Origin of the sequence: Sphingobium trunci (assembly GCF_022664535.1) — a bacterium.
In the GTDB taxonomy this organism is placed as follows: Bacteria; Pseudomonadota; Alphaproteobacteria; order Sphingomonadales; family Sphingomonadaceae; genus Sphingobium.
This window is the reverse complement of record NZ_JAKUJY010000011.1, coordinates 115,999-132,452: the sequence shown is the minus strand read 5'-3', so window position 1 is coordinate 132,452 and position 16,454 is coordinate 115,999. Positions and strand designations below refer to the sequence as shown.

Sequence of the window (16,454 nt, the reverse complement as noted above, 5' to 3'; positions counted from 1 at the left end):
CTATGGCGACAATGCGCAGGCGACCGATCTGGCGACCGGCATCCGGGCGGCCGTGACCGATGCCTCGCAGGTCATTGTGGTGCCAGGTAGCGGGGTGGACGCACCTATCGCAGGCGGTATCGAGGCGGCGGCCGCAGCAGCCCATGACGCCGATGTCGTGCTTCTTGCCATTGGAGAACCGCAAACCCTGTCGGGCGAATCGCATTCCCGTGCAGACATCACCGTCCCGGCGGCCCAAATGGCGCTCGCGCGGGCGGTCGCGGCTGTTGGCAAGCCGTTGGTCGTCGTGCTGAAGAACGGACGCGCGTTGGCGCTGGAGCAGCCGATTATCGACGCGCCCGCCATTCTCGTGACATGGTTTTTGGGCACGGAATCCGGATCGGCCATTGCCGACATCCTGTTTGGCGCGGCCAGTCCCTCCGCTCGCTTGCCTGTCTCCTTTCCTTTTGCGACGGGCCAGGAGCCTTATCATTACGATCACAAGCCGACAGGGCGGCCCAACCCGCCGGGTCCGATCGAACCGTTCAAAACACATTTTGAGGGTATGCCGAACGCCGCCCGCTTTGCTTTCGGTCATGGGCTGACATATGGGAAGATCGACTATTCGGGGCTGGAAATGGATGATGCCCGGCTTGGCTGGGACAAGTCGCTGACGGTGGCGGCCGTGATCGGCAATCGTGGTACGCGCGATGCGGAAGAGGTGGTGCAGCTCTACATTCGCGACATGGCGGCCAGCGTCACCCGTCCGGTGCGGGAACTCAAGGCTTTCCAGAAGATATGGGTGCCCGCCGGCGGCAAAACGCGCGTGACCTTTTCCATCAGCCGCGGCGACCTGCTGTTTATCGGGCAGCAATTGAAACCGGTGGTGGAGCCGGGTCAGTTTGAATTGTGGATTGCCCCCTCGGCGCAAGCGGAAGGGTTAAAGGGCGTTTTCACGCTGATGCGGGACTGAGGTTCGCCAGGCAGAGTCTGCGTCGAGCGCCAGGGCGATCGCGCCGAGCGGTCCTGCCTTGGCGCCTAGCTCGGGTGCTCGCACTATCCGTTCGATGCTGTTCGCGCTGACGAAGGGCAGGTAGCCTGCCAGTTGCACCACCACCTGTGCCCGAACCCGCTCCATCAACTCCGGCCGCGCCATAGCCACGCCACCGCCGATCAGGACCATGCGGACGGATGTCATCAGCAGGATCGAACAGACGAACTGGGCCAGTTCGTGCACGACATAGGCCCAGCGCGGATCATCCGGGGATATCCGGTCGCCGGGCATGCCGAAGCGGGCCGCCAGCGCGGGGCCGGACACCAGCCCTTCTATGCAGTCGCTGTGAAAGGGACATATGCCGCCAAAATCGTCTCCGACCGCACGGGATACTCGGATATGGCCAATTTCTGGGTGCATGGCGCCATGCAACGGGCGGCCATTGACAATGAAACCGCCGCCCACACCCGTACCGACGGTAATGTAGCAGAGGCTATCGGCGGCCTCTTGAACGCCGGCTCCCCAGCGCATCTCGGCCAGCGCGGCGCCGTTCACATCGGTATCGATCAGGACGGCGCACGGCAGTTCCGCGGACAAGGCACCCCCTATGTTCGCCCCGCTCCAGCTTTGCTTGGGTGTCGGCAGCATATGGCCATACGTCCTGCTGCCGGGACACAGATCCAGCGGGCCGAAGGACGCGATGCCGAGTGCCAGGAAAGGCTCCGCCGCGAACCATCGCCGAAGTAACGCCGATGCCCGTTTCAATGTGGTGTCCGGGTCGGTTGTCGGCAGCGTCTCTTCCCGCAGGATATGGCGGTTGCGGGCGAGCAGGACGATTGTCTTGGTCCCGCCCATTTCGACACCCGCGACCAGGGAATCAGCCTTTGGCACGGCCATTCTCCAGCAGGGCGCGATCCTGATTCAGCGCCAGATGAAGGAAAGGCGCGAAGCAGCCGCCGAAACGGCGGTCCGGTCCCGTTCCCCAATTGTCGATGAAGCTGGTGACCGAAAGGTCGGGAAGGACCATCCAGCTATAGGCCTGGGCGGGGGAAGATGCGGGGTTGGCGAAGACGAGGCCGCTGCCGTTGAGCATCCGCCAGCCGCCATCGGGCCGTTCGGAAACCGCACCATAAAGCCCCGTTGGCCCTGTGGGGCCGGCGGGATCGAAGACATGTCGCTGGGTTGACCAGAACAAATAATAGAGGCCCCCATGAATGACGACATGTGGACGTTCCAACTCGTTGTTGAGACCGTCCGCCGACAATGAAGGTGGCTGTGTCCGCCAGTCGTCCGGCCTGTCCGGCGCCGCCGTTGCGATCCCGATTACACCGTTGAACGCCGATGCCGACCCTGCCTGCGATCCGGCAAAATATAGATAATGGGCGCCGCTGGCGGGATCACGGAAATAGAAGGGGTCGCGAAATGCCTTGATCGTGCCGATGGCTCCACCTTCGGTCGTCGGCATATAATGGAGCCGGTCGATCGCGACCACCTCCTTCAGGTCGCGCCAGCTCTCGCAATGGCCTGCCGGTGTGAGCGTCGCCTTTGCGGAAAACATCCTTTGCTCGAAGCTGGTCTCGGCCTCGCCGCGACGACCGGCAGCGGTGAAATAAAGTGTGATGCTATCGTCATGCGGGTCATGGACGGCCGAGCCGGACCATTCACGGCTGCCGGGCGAAAAACCGTCGGGCATTGCAGGTCCCAGATGATGCCAACCATGATCCTCGCGCCGGAACAGGTGAATGCGCGCATGACCGTGCCGCTCGTCCGGGTTGGGAAAATGTGGCGCGGCCAGTGCCATCCATATCTCGGCTCCATCCGGTAGCGTGACAGGCTTGCCGTCGCGCTGCTGCACCGGCCAGGCGTCCCAAATGTCGATGCCGGGAGCGGCTGAGACGACATCATCTTCTCCGATCGGTGGCGATTGGTCATAATCCGGCACAATGTCGCTCACATGTGCCGCGGTCCATAAGGAATTAAGTGCCATATTTTGATCCAGAAAAAAGGAGCGTTGCCGATCGTGCAGCCCCGGCAACGCTCCCATCCCGCGCGTCGGGATCTGAAAAAGCTGTTCAAACCAGTATGGAAATCCACTCAGACTGCATGCCGAGAGCCGAGTTTAATCGCATCCCCTATCCGTAACCGGCCGGAGCGAGATCATGATCATGGCGAGGTTCATCGCCTGGTGCCTTTTCCGGTTCGCCTCCCGCATCATCTTCTCTGTGGCCTCCACCATCGGTGCCTTCTATGCATTATCATAGCTGCAAACGTTTGCAATAGCTTTTTGCAAATGTTTGCGCCGGGGTTGCGAAATAGCTCGGATCAACTGGATTCGCGCACGATCAGCGCAGTCCGCATGGCTCCCATGCCAAGCGATCATTCACGGCAACGCTGAACATCGCGTCACAGGCGTTGCTCAAACGGACGGGAGTATCAGGGGCAGGGGTCCGGAATATCGCGATGCACGGCTTCGATTGCCGCCAACACCGTTTCGGGCAGCTGGATGTCGATGCTGGCGATGTCGGCCTTCAACTGGTCCAGCGACGTCGCACCGATGATGGTCGAGGTAACGAAGGCGCGGCTGTTTACATAGGCCAGTGCGAGTTGCGCAGGATCCAGCCCATGGGCATGGGCGATCGCGACATAGCGCGCGCTGGCGAGTGCCTGTCCCGGCAAGTCGTAGCGGACGAACTGCCGAGCGACATCGCGGCGGGAGCCGGCAGGAACGACGCCGCCCAGATATTTGCCCGACAGATTTCCTCCGGCGAGCGGCGAATAAGCGAGCAGGCTGACCCCTTCCCGCAGGGCAAACTCGCTGAGGCCGGTCTCAAACATGCGGTTCAGCAGGCTGTAGGCATTCTGGATGGACGCGATGCGGGGTAGTCCCTTTTCGCGGGCAAGGCGGAGATATTCGGACACGCCCCAGGGCGTTTCGTTGGAAACGCCAGCATGGCGGATCTTTCCCGCCTTGACCAGACCGGCCAGCGCGTCGAGCGTTTCCTCGATCGGGACCGTTTCGGCGGTGTCGCTGATCTGCGACAGACCGCGCGCGCCGAAGGACGGTACGATCCGATCCGGCCAGTGCACCTGGTAGAGATCGATATAATCCGTGCGCAGCCGCGTCAGGCTATCGTCGATCGCCAGTTCGATGTTGCGGCGGTCCAGACGGTTGTTGCCGCCGCGAAATTCGCGGACGGGGTCGCGCGACGGTCCGGCTATCTTTGTCGCCAGGATGATGTCGTCGCGTTTGCCGCGGCGGGCCAACCAGCTGCCGATATATTCCTCGGTCTTCCCCTGCGTCTCGCGACTGACCGGCGTAACCGGATACGCTTCCGCCGTGTCGATGAAATTGACCCCTTGGGCGATCGCATAGTCCAGCTGCTCATGAGCCTGCGCCTCGCTATTCTGTGAACCCCAGGTCATCGTGCCCAGGCAGATGAGGCTGACCTGAATGTCCGTCCGCCCCAATGTCCGATAATGCATGAAATCTCTCTCTGGCCGAAGATGCGCATGAATAGCGTCAAACGAACGCCTGCAAAGCCGTCGGCCGCCCGCTTGAGAAAATCTCAACCAACTATGAGCCGATAGGAACGGCCTTCGTCAAGCCAGGACCGAGCTCAGGCAACCCGGCCGGTCGGCCGGTTCCATTCCTTCCAGGAAATGGGGCTTTCACGCGCCGCTTCCCGGTTTGCGCCGGAAACAGCGTTGCAATGCCCGGCTCGCGCGCATGCAAGCGGAATGCCTGGGAATCCATGCCAAATGGTGGACCGGGACGGGATCGCTGGAGACCGCGCCGAAGCGGCCGGGCTTCCACCCCGCCGTTGATCAGGGACGGCTTGGCGGCACCGGGCTGCTGTGCTGTAGTCCCGCCATGTCCAGATCTGTCCTTGCCGCCCTCACGTCCGCCCTGCTGGCCTCCGCGGCCATCGCGCAGACGTCTCCACCCGCGCCGCCCGCGCCGGTCGATGCCGTCGATCCGTTCATCGGCACGGCGGGTGAAGGTCACACCTTCCCTGGCGCGGTCGCGCCTTTCGGGATGGTGCAGCTTTCGCCCGACACGCTCGTCGGCCCCGCGCGCAAAAGCTATAACTGGGCCGCGGGATACCGGCATGAGGACCCGACGATCCTGGGCTTTTCCCACACCCATTTTTCGGGGGCGGGGCATAGCGATCTGGGCGACTTCCTGGTCATGCCGGTCAGCGGCGATGCCGTTTCGCTGGAGGCGGGCGATGCAGCAAAGCCGGGTTCGGGTTATCGGTCACGCAAGGCGAACGAGGTAGCGTCGCCGGGCTATTATGCCGTGACGCTCACCGATCCGGGCGTCCGGGCCGAGATGACCGCGGGGACGCGCGTCGGTGTGCATCGCTATGGCTTTCCGGCGGGCAAGGCGGTGCATCTGGTTCTCGACATGCGTTCGATCATCTACGACTATCCCGGCAAGATTCTCTGGTCGTCGCTACGTATCCGACCCGACGGCACGATCACCGGCATGCGCGAGGTGCGTGGCTGGGCCGCGCCCCGCCGGCTCTTCTTCGCGATGCGCTTCTCCGCGCCGATGACAGGCCACAAATTTGTCAGCACCGAAGGCGATATCGGCTATCGCGGCTTCAAGGGGCCGGGGCGAGGCCCGGAGACGCTGGATGCGATCGCCGGGCGGGCGCTGGTCGCCAGCCTGGACTTCGGCGTGCTCGCCCGGCCGCTGGAGGTGAAGGTCGCGCTGTCGGGCGTGGACGAGGACAGCGCGATCGCAAATCTCGTTGCCGAACCTGGCGATTTCGATGCCATCCGCGCGAGGACGCGCGCGGCATGGGCCGATGCGCTGGGGAGGGTGGAGATCGCTGCGCCAGCCCCTGCGCGCAGAAACATCTACACCGCCCTCTATCACAGCCTGATGGCGCCCGGCATCTGGGCCGATGCCGACGGGCGCTGGCGCGGACCGGACGATCAGGTCCATGAAGGGGCGCACGACGGCACGTCCTTCACCTTTCATTCCACCTTTTCCCTGTGGGACACGTTCCGCGCCGAGCATCCGCTGCTGACGCTGATCCAGCCGGCCGCGAAGAACGCGGATTTCGTCAACTCGCTGCTCGCCAGCCAGCGCACCAGCCCCTTCGGCATCCTGCCCGTCTGGCAGTTTGCGGGGAAGGAAACATGGACGATGATCGGCTATCATGCGGTGCCGGTGATCGCGGATGCGTGCCTCAAGGGGCTGCCCGGCATAGACTGCCGCGATGCGCTCAAGGCCATGGTCGCGAGCGCGGACTATCGCCCCTATGGCGGACTCGGCGATTATATGACGCTGGGTTACGTCCCGATCGACCGGGAGCCGGAGGCCGCATCCAAAACGGTCGAATATGCTTATGACGACTGGACCATTGCCCAGTTGGCGCGCAAGCTGGGCGATGCAGCGACCGCGGAAGGGTTCGAGAAGCGCGCCGCAAACTGGCGCAACAGCTTCGACACGAAGACAGGCTTCCTGCGGGCGCGGCTTGCCAACGGCAGCTTCCGCACGCCGTTCGATCCCGCCGCAATCAACTATGGCAGCGACTATACCGAAGGAAATGCCTGGCAATATAGCTGGTTCGTTCCCCAGGATCAGGAGGGGCTGTTCCGCCTGATGGGGGGCGATGCGAAGGCGGTGGCGAAGCTCGACGCCATGTTCAGCTTCGACAATTCGAAGATCGACTATAGCCATGCCGAGGACATTGCAGGGCTGATCGGACAATATATCCATGGCAATGAACCCAGCCACCATGTCGCCTATCTCTACGCCTATGCTGGCATGCCTTGGCGCACGCAGGAGCGACTGAAGCAGATTGTCGACAGCCAGTATAAGCCCACCCCCGACGGGCTGGCGGGGAATGACGACCTGGGCCAGATGTCCGCCTGGCTGGTGTTCACCTCTCTCGGTTTCTATCCCGTGGCGCCGGGCAGCGGCGAATATGTCATCGGGCGGCCGTTCGTGGACCGCGCCGTGCTGAACGTCAACGGCAAGCGCTTCACGGTGGTAGCGGAGGGCCTTTCGGACACGAACCGCTATGTCGGCCGGGTGATGCTGAACGGCAAGGCGCTCGAACGCAGCTTCGTGCGCGATGAGGAAATCCGGGCGGGCGGCGAATTGCGCTTCACGATGCAGGCAACGCCGAACAAGAGGTGGGCAACCGGCGTTCAGGCGCGGCCGTTTTCGATGTCAGGACACGACAGTCGGTGAGCGGGCACTGCGGGCGGATGGGACCGGCTGCCGGCGCCGGCTTCTGCCGAATGTAATGGTGAATGGGTGATGACCGGATCGCGCCTGTATGCGCGTCCACCAACATGGTGCGACGAGTAGAAGGGGGACCGCTGGTTCGGGGCCATGTGCCCAGAGCGTCAACGGCTACCCCTTGACGACAAGGGGTAGCCGTGGTCGGACCGGTGGCGACGGTTCAGAACTTCCTGCCGACCTTGATGCCGAAATATTGCGGCTTGACCGGATAGATGCGGTAGAATTGTCCCGATGTCGTGGGCGCGGTGAAGACGTTGTGACTGAGCGAACCGCGTTCATCGAAGGCGTTCTGGATGAACAGTTCCACCGAGGTGCCATTTTTGCTGCCGCCGATGGCGAAGTCCGCCGTCGTGAAGCCGCCGCTATTGCCGACTGTCGCATTGTCTTCGACGCTCAGGAAGCTTGTACTGCTTGACTGGCGCAACACGCTGCCCTGCATGAAGGCATTGACGTCGCCCAGCGCGAATTCATACCGGGCAGTGCCGGTGATCTTGATGCGCGGCTGGACCGGTAGGCGAGTGCCCTTGGGCGCAGCGATGTTTCCGGTCGAGCAGTCTGGATTGCCGTCGGTGCCGATCGCGCAGAAATCCGTACTGAGTGCGGCGTTGTTATAGGCGCCTGAAACCGACAGGGTCAGCCCGGAGAGCGGGATCGCCTGGATATCGGCCTCGACGCCATAAACCCGAGCGTTGCCAGCATTGTAGATGTTGGTCACGCCGCCGCTGCCGACCAGGACCAGCGCATATTGGAGATCTTTCCATCGCTCGTAATAGACTGCGCCGTTGAAGCGCAGTCGGCGATTCAGCCAGGACGTCTTCCAGCCCAGTTCGAAATTGTCCAGAGTATCGGGACCATAGGGCTTGACGCTGGCGCGGCGATTATTGCCACCCGGCCTGAACCCTGTCGAATATGTGGCATAGACCATGTGGTCCGGATCGATCTGCCAGGTGAGATTGATCTTGTGCGTCTCGCCTGATCCCGTGGCCTTCTTGCCCGAACCAGCACTGCCCGTGTCGAGATTGGTGCATGCGTCGAGCGTGGCCATCGGCACGGTGCAGCCATCGGGTGCGTTGAAAGAGAAGCCGGAATAGCCGTTCAGCGTATTCCTGTAGATGAAACCGCGAACGCCGCCGGTGAGCGTCAATGACGGGGTGATGTCATAGGACGCCTGGGCGAACATGGCATAATCGCGGTCAACGATCCTGGCGCGCGTCAGGAAGATCGAATCGCCGTAGACGGTGGTCCCGTTCCACCAGTCGGTCGTCACATTGCCGGATATGCCCGGGACATAATAGCTCAGCGTCGAGAGGTTGGTCTGACGCTGGTAGAACAGGCCTGCGGTCATACGGAAAGGTTTGTTGGCCGGCGAATTGACGCGCAACTCATGCGTCTGCTTGGTGAGATTCTGGCTGCCAGAGAAATATTGGGTCGGGTTGATGTCGTTGCCTGCGGCGTCCTTGAAATAGGCGGTATTGGACTCCGGATAGAGCGCGTCATAGGCCACGGTGTAATAGCTGTAGTCGGCCGCGGTGCGAATTTTGCGATCCATGTAGCCGCCCGAATAGAGCAGATCCCAATCGCCGACCTTGCCCTGCACGGTCAGCGCGGCCTGATACCACTCGTCCTTGTTGAATTCGGGTGCGAAATCATGGACCTCCAGGTCGCCGGCGTTCGGGTCATAGAGGAACGACCCGTGAGATTTCTGGTATTGGCCGATCAGTTGCGGCGTGATCGTCCAGTCGTCATCAAGATCGATGCCAAGCGCGACGCGACCGCCATATGTGTCGACGTCGTTGAAATTGTTTTTCACGAAGGCCGAGTTGTTGGCCACATAGGGACTGGCCACATAGGTGCCGGTTCCGTCGTCATGCCAACGCTGGTAAGTGCGCGACTTGGGCGTGTTGTCGATATAGCCGCCTTCATGATCGTACCAGCCCACGGCGCGCAGGGCCATGCGATCGTTCAGCGGAATGTTGACATAGCCTTCGACGCTGCCGCTGGCATCGCCCTTGCCGAACTTGCCGCCCTGAAGGTCGATCGAGCCTGAAAATTTGCTGGGGTCCGGCTTGTTCGTGATGATGCGCAGCGTGCCTGATAGCGAACTGGCGCCGTAGAGCGTGCCCTGCGGGCCGGACAGTGCCTCGACACGCGCCACGTCGTAAATATGGACGTCCAGCAGCGCCCCGATGGTCGTTACCGGAGTTTCGTCGAGATAAACGCCGCTGGTCGGCAGTGCGCCGAACGGCAGGCCGTCACCGCCCGATGTGATGCCGCGGAAAAAGAGCTGGCTTTGCCCAGGGCCGAACGACTGAAACGACACGCTGGGCAACTGCTTGGCATAGTCGTCGAACGCCTGGACCTGATGCTGTTCCAGATTGGCCGAACTGAGCGCCTGCAGGCTGATGGGCACCCGCTGGATGCTTTCGTTGCGCTTCTGGGCAGTTACGACGATGTCGCTTCCCTGAGATACCGGCCCTGCGTCGGGCAGGGCCGTTTGCGGGGCATCTTCGGCATGGGCCGACGCGGCAATGAGCATCGCGCAGGAAGTAGATGCAAGCAGCAGGCTTCGGCGTGGATGTCTGGCATTCCTTTTCATGTGGCGCTCCCTGAAGGATTATTGTTGGAGATTATCTTGTTGGACTGGGCATAAGTGGCGGGCAGCGGACCCAGCGCTTCGCGCAGCGGCTCCATCCAGCGCTCGAAACGCTGCCACTGATCGAGGCCTTGCCGGAACACGGGCTGGCGCACCTGCTGCGAACTCGGCGTGCGGACGGTGCGATCGTTCAGCCAGAAGTTGAGGCAGGCAGGTTCGAATTCGACTTCCAGATGCGCCAGCAGAGCGCGCACCTGGCCTTCGGTGTCGGCAACCATATGCTCGTAGATGACGCGGTGGACCCGGCCCGGCCTGGCCCGGTCGAAAGCATCCATCAAGGCGGCGTAGTCGCTATAATAGCGGCCGAGATCGCCAAGGTCGTAGGAAAACTCCTGACCCCTGGCGAAATGCTGTTTGTAGGCGGACCAGCCGACCGCCATCGGGTGGCGGCGTGCATCGATGATCCGGGCGTGCGGCAGAATTGCATCGATCAGCGCCACGTGCATCCAGTTATTGGGCATCTTGTCGATGAAGAAACGGCTGTCGCTCCGGCGGTAGGGTCTCGTGCGCTCCATATATTCCCGGCCCAGCGCGGCGCGCTCTTCGACGTTCAGCCTGGCGATCAGTTCGGGTAGGGAGAGCCCTTCCGCTTCGGCGCGACCGGCCAGCCGTTCGCCGATCATCATCATCTCGGGCAACTCGCTCGTGCCCTCGATCAGGCTGTGACTGGAAAGAATCTGCTCGACCAGCGTCGACCCCGATCGGGGTAGGCCGATGATGAAGATCGGGCCTTCTTCCGGACAGCCGCCCTTGCCTGAAGGCATGGCACCCTGGTCGAGGGCGCGGATCATGGCGCCGCTTTGAGCGGAGATGGCGCTGGCATCATAGCCGAGCTGCGCGTGGCGGAGGCGGTTGCCCTGCTGGTAGTGGGCAAAAGCCTCCGCATCCCTGCGGCCGTCTTCATAGGCCTTGCCGAGCGCGAAATGAAGGTGCAGCCGGTCGGTCTCGTCGGCATCGCCAAGCGCCGCTTCCATCGCGGCGGTCTCGTCGGGCGCAAAGGCAAAAGTCTTCAGATTTGCCAGGCTCCACCACGCCTCGCCGAAGCCGGGTTCCAGCGCGATGGCGCGGCGATAGGCGCGGATCGCTTCCTCCACCCGGCCTATGGCCTTCAGCACATGACCATAGCTCATCCAGCCCTTGGCGCTGTCCGGCCACCGCGCCAGTGTCGCGCCGTAAAGGGTCGCGGCTTCATCCTGACGGCCGAGGCGCACCAGCAATCCCGCCTTGAGCATGGCAACCGAAGGATTGTCGGGAGCGGCGCGGATGAGCCGGTCCACCTCCGCCAAGGCGGGCTCGAAGCGGTTCATGCGCTGCAGGGTGCGCGCCAGCATTTCGCGCGCGGGCGCAAAGCCGGGAGCCAGATCAAGCGCACGGCCCAGCAGCCGCAGGGCGTCATCATAGCGGCCGAGCCGTATCGCCAGCATGGCCATGAGCCGAATGGCGGCGATGCTCGTCGGCCGTTCGCGCAGCAGCGCACGCAGCATCCGTTCCGACGTGCCCAATTCGCCGCGCTCGAAGGCCAGGGTGGCGGCCATGATCGCCCGATCTCCGGCAGCGGCGACGACGCTCGCCAGATAGGCACTTTCAGCGTCCGCCGCGTTGCCAGCGGCGCGCGCATGATCGCCTCGCGCTTCCCAGGCGGCAGCGCCGGGCTGTATGGGTGAGGGGCCATGGCTCAGGCCGTTTTGCGCGATGCGGACGGGACCATTAGCCATAGCCATTCGCCGGTCAGGCAGTGCCAGTGATAAACGGATATGGGAACGTCATATCAACGCGTCTCCGCCGCTTGTGGCCGTGCGAGCTTCGGTGTAGATATGTCTATACATAATTATATTGCAGTGCAAGAGATTGTTTCAGGAAAATGATGCGGCGCTCGCCGCCAGGACGTTCTAAAGATGCCGCCGATTTGCATCGCGGCCTGGAAACCACGAAAAGGGCGCTTGCCCGGAAAGATCGCGCGATACGATCATGACTGACACTTGTATTTCCATAGGCCCGGCATTGGATTGGCGCGCGGTGGCGCGCGTCGCGGAGGGCGGTCGCATCGTTTTGGACGGCGCGGCTGCCCACAGGATCGCCGCAGGGCGGGCCGTCGTGGAGTCCATCGTCGCTGCTGGCATTCCAGCCTATGGCGTGAACACGGGTGTGGGCGCTCTGGTCAGCCAGGCCGTGGACCCTGAGCAGCAGCGTGCGCTTTCACGCAATCTGGTGATGAGCCATGCTTGCGGCGTTGGACATGCCTTGCCGGACGAGGCGGTGCGGGCGATTATCGCGGCGCAGGTCAACAATCTCGCGCATGGCCGTTCGGGCGTCCGGCTGGAACTGGTGCAAGCCCTCGTCGGGCTGATCACGCATAATTGCGTGCCGATCGTACCGGCGGGGGGCTCGGTCGGCTATCTCACGCATATGGCGCATATCGGTCTTGTCGTCATCGGCGATGGCGAGGCGCGGGTTGGCGGGCGCCAAATATGTGGGGCGGAGGCGCTCGCGGCCGTGGGGCTTGCGCCACTGGAGCTCGAAACCAAGGAAGGACTGAGCCTGCTCAACGGCGCCCCTTGCGCGACCGGAATGGCCTGTCTGGCGCTGGCCCAGGCCAGCCGTCTGGTCACTGCCGCCGATACGGTGGCAAGCCTTTCCATGGAGGCGCTGGGCGTGCAGCGCGCGGCCTTCGATGCGGAGGTGCTGGCACTGCGCAATTCGCCGGGCATCGCCGTATCGGGGGCGGCGATTCGCCGATGGCTCGCGGACAGCCGCCACCTGGCCAAGGGCGGACGGCTGCAGGACGCGCTTAGCCTTCGCGCCACGCCGCAAGTGCATGGCGCGGTTCGCGACATGCTCGACCAGACGGGCGAAGTCGTCGATCGCGAATTACGCTCGGTCACCGACAATCCGGCGGTTTCGGGTACGCCGCAAGCGCCTGTCGTCTCCTCGCAGGCGCATGCGGTGGCGGCAGGGCTTGCCATGGCGCTCGACGCCACCGCGATCGCGGTGGCTCATCTGGGTATGGTGGCCGAGCGCCGCCTGGACCGGCTGGTGAATCCCCTCGTAAGTGGCCTGCCGCCGTTTCTGTCGAGCGATCCGGGGGTGACGACGGGCTATATGATCGCCCAGTATAGCGGCGCTGCGCTGGTGGCGGAAAACCGGCGGCTTTGCACGCCCGCCAGCCTTGACGGCGGCGTCACCTCAGCGCTGCAGGAGGACTATCTCGCGCATCCGACGGCGGCGGCGCTGAAACTGCTGACGGTGATCAGCAACGTCGAAAGGATCATGGGCATCGAACTGATAGCCGCAACCGAGGCGCACGACCTCGGCGTGGCGCCCGCACGGCGTGCGCCCGGCACGGCGCTGATTCATGCTGCCGTCAGAGAGAAAATCGGCCGCTATGCCGATGACCGTCCACTGGCCGCTATCATGGATGCCGGCGCCGAACTGGTGCGGCGGGGCCTGCCGGCGCAACCTGCCGCCTGAGGCACGTCAATGCGCCAGAAAGGCACGGAATGCTTCACTGGCATCCGGGCCGAACATCCTGACTGGCGATCCGCTCGATTCCACCAGGCCATCGCGCAGATGCACGATCCGGGTGGAAACGTCGCGTGCGAAGGCCATTTCGTGCGTGACGATAATCATCGTGCATCCCTCGTCCGCCAGTGATCGCATCAGGTCCAGCACCTCGCGCACCCGTTCGGGATCGAGCGCGGAAGTCGGCTCGTCGAACAGGATCAGCCGGGGGTCGGTGGCGAGCGCGCGGGCGATGGCCACGCGCTGCTGCTGTCCGCCGGACATCTGCATGGGATAATGTCTCTCATGTCCGGCCATGCCGACGCGGGCCAGCAGCGCGCGGGCGCGATCGTGCGCCTCGGCGCGGGGCACGCCGTGCACCTGGACCGGCGCTTCCATGACGTTTTCGAGCGCCGTCATATGCGACCAGAGGTTGAAGTTCTGGAACACCATCGCACTTCGCGACCGCAGCGCGCACAGCGCCTTGCGATCGGTGATCGTTGCCCGGCCGCGCTTGTCGCGTCCCAGCGGCGCGCGTTGCCCCGCGATCTCGATCTCGCCCTCGTCGGGCAGTTCGAGCAGGTTGAGGCATCGCAGGAACGTGCTCTTTCCCGAACCGCTGCCGCCCAGGATGCAGATGACATCGCCCTCTCGGGCTTCCAGCGAGACGTCCCTCAGCACAGGTCGAGCCCCGAAGCTTTTGGCAACATGGGAAGCCCTGAGCACAAGGTCTGGCATTACATGGTCTCCAGTTGGGGGATCGCCTCGTCACGTCGGTCGACCTGCAGCCAGGCCTCGACCCGGCCAAGGAGGAAGGCCACTACGGCGTTGAGCGCGAGGTAGAAGGCGGCCGCGACACAGAATACGTCCAGCGTGCGGTAACTGTGTGCGATCACCTGCTGGGCCACGCCGGTGATGTCCAGCACGGTGATGGTGCTCGCCAGCGAGGTCGACTTGACCATCATGATCAGTTCATTGCCGTAGGATGGCAGCGCGATACGGGCGAGCGCGGGAATGACGATCCGCCGCACCATGGTGCGATTGTTCATCCCGCAGGCCCGCGCCGCTTCGATCTGTCCGGGCGGGATCGCGGCTAGCGCACCGCGCAGAACTTCTCCGATATAGGCGGAACAGCAGCAGATCATCGCGAAGCAAGCGCAGAACAGCGGATCGCGAAAGCCGATCCACAACAGACTGTGCCGGACCCACGGAATCGTTGCGAAGCCATAGTAGACCATCGCGATCTGCAGCAGCAGCGGCGTGCCCCGGAACAGAAAGGTCCAGCCGCGCTGGAACAGGCGCAGCGGCAGCCACGGCGAGACCGAGAAAGCGACGAGCACGGCCGCGAGCACCGTCGCTCCCAGCGCGGAGGCGGCGAAGATGCCCAGCGTCACCGGCACGGCCCAGGCGATCTGGCTGGCGGTTTCGAGCAGGAAGGAGATGTGATCGCCCATGATCAGCGTCTGCTCCATCGATGGCCGCGCCGTTCCAGCCAACTGAACACAAGCCCACTCAAGGACGTCAGAACCAGGTATAGGATGATCGCGGCACTGAAAAACAGCAGGGGCTGGCGCGTCGATCCGGCGGCGACCAGGCTGGTGCGCATCAGTTCGGCCATGCCGGTCACTGAAATCAGCGCCGAATCCTTGAGATTGAACTGCCACACATTGCCCATCGCCGGCAGGATGTTGCGCAGGATCTGGGGCAACAATATGCGCCGGAAACCCAGCCAGGGCCCCAGACCCGCCGCCTGTGCCGCCTCCCACTGGCCGGGCGCGATGGCATTCAGGCCGCCGCGGAATATTTCGGCCTGATAGGCGCCTGAAACCAGCCCGACGGCCAGGCTGCCGGTCAGGAACGGCGGTGGCGAACCGGGATCCGGCAGGTTCAGCGCGGCGCAGAATGCGGCGAGCAGCGCGGGTGCGCTGAAATAGAGCAGCAGAATCACCAGAAGTTCCGGCACGCCGCGCAGGACCACCCCGTAGATCGCCACAAGCCGACCGATCGGCATCGGCCCGCGCGCGCGGGCCCAGGCCAGCAGCGCGCCCCAGATCGTGCCGATAGCCATCGAAGTGGCGGCGATGGCGATGGTCAGCACGCCGCCATCGAACAGGGCCTTGCCCCAACCGTCCGGTCCCAGTCCCAACAGCGCCAGATTCATGGCTGGGCATCTCCCGCAGGTGGCCGGGCATCCATGTCGAACCATTTGAGGTCGAGGCGGTGGATGGTCCCATCGGCCAGCGCCGCGCCAATCGCCGCGTCGAACCGTGCCTTCAGGGCATGATCGTCCGGGCGTAGCGCCAGCGCCTCTCCCTTGCCCATGTCGCCGCCGATCACTTCGGGCCCGACCATCCGCAGCGCGGCGCCCTCATGGGTTGCCAGCAGCGGACCCATATAGGCCGCGTCCTCCAGCGCTACGTCCAGTCGGCCATTGAGCAGATCGAGATCGCGCTCGCCCATGGTGTGGTAATATTTGATGGTCACCACATTCTTGAGATAGCGGTTGATGAAGAGGTCGTAGGCCCCCGAAATCTCGACACCGATGACCTTCCCGCGCAAAGCGTCGCGCAGGCGTGCGATCGCTGCATTGACGGCGGGTGAGGACTTGTCGAAGTTCAGCACAAGGCCGCGATCGGGCATGTTCGCCAGCACGCCATCCCTGGCGCCGACGAAGATGCCGGTGGTCTGCGCGTAGGGACGGGTAAATGCCACCACTTCACGGCGGCTCGGGGTGATCTGCACCGAATCAGCGATCAGGTCGATCTTGCGGGCGTGGAGAGCGCCGATCATGCCGTCCCAGTCCATCGCCACCATCTGGCAGCGCAGGCCGGCACGGCCGCAAAGGTTGCGTATCAACTCTGGCTCGAAACCGTCAAGCGTGCCGTCGGCCCGCGTGAAGTTCCAGGGCGGATAGGCGCCTTCGGTGCCGATGGTGATGACCGGCCGGCTGTCCAGCAGGGTCGCGGCTGAACGTGGCGCGGGGCGGAGCATGACCCATGCTGCCGCCAGCGCAACGGCAAGCGGCGGCAGTGCCAGACCGACCGTGCGCCAGCGCATCAGAGGCG

Annotated in this window: 12 protein-coding genes; 3 read left to right on the top strand and 9 right to left on the bottom strand. The window is 63.7% G+C overall.

Translation table 11 applies throughout. From position 1 onward, the window contains the following. Window positions 1-952, top strand: a 952-nt coding sequence (locus tag MJ601_RS12040; protein WP_242126682.1) for a glycoside hydrolase family 3 C-terminal domain-containing protein, incomplete at its 5' end; no start/stop codon positions are given. Here MJ601_RS12040 and MJ601_RS12035 read toward each other — a convergent pair. The 3 genes from MJ601_RS12035 to MJ601_RS12025 all read right to left on the bottom strand — a co-directional run bounded on the left by MJ601_RS12035 (window position 920) and on the right by MJ601_RS12025 (window position 4,456). Further along, window positions 920-1,864: an ROK family protein gene (locus MJ601_RS12035; RefSeq protein WP_348635577.1), complete on the bottom strand. Its 945-nt coding sequence runs from the start codon at window positions 1,862-1,864 to the stop codon at window positions 920-922. The two genes, MJ601_RS12040 and MJ601_RS12035, sit on opposite strands and share 33 nt — an antisense overlap. After that, complete coding sequence (locus MJ601_RS12030; protein WP_245405765.1) at window positions 1,851-2,960, bottom strand: glycoside hydrolase family 68 protein; 1,110 nt, start codon at window positions 2,958-2,960, stop codon at window positions 1,851-1,853. The genes MJ601_RS12035 and MJ601_RS12030 overlap by 14 nt, the downstream gene beginning before the upstream one ends. 446 nt (window positions 2,961-3,406) lie before the next feature. After that, window positions 3,407-4,456, bottom strand: coding sequence for an NADP(H)-dependent aldo-keto reductase (locus MJ601_RS12025; protein ID WP_242126677.1), 1,050 nt, complete (start codon window positions 4,454-4,456; stop codon window positions 3,407-3,409). 388 nt (window positions 4,457-4,844) lie between these two features. Here MJ601_RS12025 and MJ601_RS12020 point away from each other — a divergent pair, with 388 nt between their 5' ends. Then, window positions 4,845-7,184, top strand: coding sequence for a GH92 family glycosyl hydrolase (locus MJ601_RS12020; RefSeq protein WP_242126690.1), 2,340 nt, complete (start codon window positions 4,845-4,847; stop codon window positions 7,182-7,184). Between the two features lie 214 nt (window positions 7,185-7,398). On the opposite strand, the gene MJ601_RS12015 is transcribed toward MJ601_RS12020, so the two are convergent. Together MJ601_RS12015 and MJ601_RS12010 are read right to left on the bottom strand one after the other, a co-directional pair. Then, entirely contained in the window at window positions 7,399-9,774 is a 2,376-nt protein-coding gene (locus MJ601_RS12015) for a TonB-dependent receptor (protein WP_242126675.1), read from the bottom strand. A 56-nt stretch (window positions 9,775-9,830) separates the two neighbouring features. Then, the gene (locus MJ601_RS12010) at window positions 9,831-11,606 is read right to left on the bottom strand and encodes a tetratricopeptide repeat-containing sulfotransferase family protein (protein ID WP_242126673.1); all 1,776 of its coding nucleotides are present in this window, start codon (window positions 11,604-11,606) and stop codon (window positions 9,831-9,833) included. Between the two features lie 253 nt (window positions 11,607-11,859). Between MJ601_RS12010 and MJ601_RS12005 the strand changes: the two genes are divergently transcribed. Further along, window positions 11,860-13,359 carry an HAL/PAL/TAL family ammonia-lyase gene (locus tag MJ601_RS12005; protein WP_242126671.1) on the top strand — a complete coding sequence of 500 codons (1,500 nt, stop codon included), beginning with the start codon at window positions 11,860-11,862 and terminating at the stop codon, window positions 13,357-13,359. A gap of 6 nt (window positions 13,360-13,365) precedes the next feature. On the opposite strand, the gene MJ601_RS12000 is transcribed toward MJ601_RS12005, so the two are convergent. Genes MJ601_RS12000 through MJ601_RS11985 form a run of 4 tightly spaced genes read right to left on the bottom strand, consistent with a single transcriptional unit; the run spans window position 13,366 to window position 16,446 of the window. Next, window positions 13,366-14,070, bottom strand: coding sequence for an ATP-binding cassette domain-containing protein (locus MJ601_RS12000; protein WP_242126669.1), 705 nt, complete (start codon window positions 14,068-14,070; stop codon window positions 13,366-13,368). Between the two features lie 56 nt (window positions 14,071-14,126). After that, the gene (locus MJ601_RS11995; protein WP_242126667.1) at window positions 14,127-14,861 is read right to left on the bottom strand and encodes an ABC transporter permease; all 735 of its coding nucleotides are present in this window, start codon (window positions 14,859-14,861) and stop codon (window positions 14,127-14,129) included. Then, window positions 14,846-15,550 (bottom strand): ABC transporter permease, encoded by a 705-nt coding sequence (locus MJ601_RS11990; protein ID WP_242126665.1) that lies wholly within the window; start codon window positions 15,548-15,550, stop codon window positions 14,846-14,848. Before MJ601_RS11990 ends, MJ601_RS11995 begins: the two co-directional genes overlap by 16 nt. Further along, the gene (locus tag MJ601_RS11985) at window positions 15,547-16,446 is read right to left on the bottom strand and encodes a transporter substrate-binding domain-containing protein (protein ID WP_242126663.1); all 900 of its coding nucleotides are present in this window, start codon (window positions 16,444-16,446) and stop codon (window positions 15,547-15,549) included. Before MJ601_RS11985 ends, MJ601_RS11990 begins: the two co-directional genes overlap by 4 nt. Between the last annotated feature and the right edge of the window lie 8 nt (window positions 16,447-16,454).

What these genes read in the sequence shown, in the direction of transcription:
- MJ601_RS12030 (WP_245405765.1), bottom strand. Translation starts at nt 2,960, where the DNA reads ATGGCACTTAATTCCTTATGGACCGCGGCACATGTGAGCGACATTGTG.
- MJ601_RS11995 (WP_242126667.1), bottom strand. Translation starts at nt 14,861, where the DNA reads ATGGAGCAGACGCTGATCATGGGCGATCACATCTCCTTCCTGCTCGAA.
- MJ601_RS12020 (WP_242126690.1), top strand. Translation starts at nt 4,845, where the DNA reads ATGTCCAGATCTGTCCTTGCCGCCCTCACGTCCGCCCTGCTGGCCTCC.
- MJ601_RS11985 (WP_242126663.1), bottom strand. Translation starts at nt 16,446, where the DNA reads ATGCGCTGGCGCACGGTCGGTCTGGCACTGCCGCCGCTTGCCGTTGCG.
- MJ601_RS12015 (WP_242126675.1), bottom strand. Translation starts at nt 9,774, where the DNA reads ATGCTCATTGCCGCGTCGGCCCATGCCGAAGATGCCCCGCAAACGGCC.
- MJ601_RS12010 (WP_242126673.1), bottom strand. Translation starts at nt 11,606, where the DNA reads ATGGCTAATGGTCCCGTCCGCATCGCGCAAAACGGCCTGAGCCATGGC.
- MJ601_RS11990 (WP_242126665.1), bottom strand. Translation starts at nt 15,550, where the DNA reads ATGAATCTGGCGCTGTTGGGACTGGGACCGGACGGTTGGGGCAAGGCC.
- MJ601_RS12005 (WP_242126671.1), top strand. Translation starts at nt 11,860, where the DNA reads ATGACTGACACTTGTATTTCCATAGGCCCGGCATTGGATTGGCGCGCG.
- MJ601_RS12025 (WP_242126677.1), bottom strand. Translation starts at nt 4,456, where the DNA reads ATGCATTATCGGACATTGGGGCGGACGGACATTCAGGTCAGCCTCATC.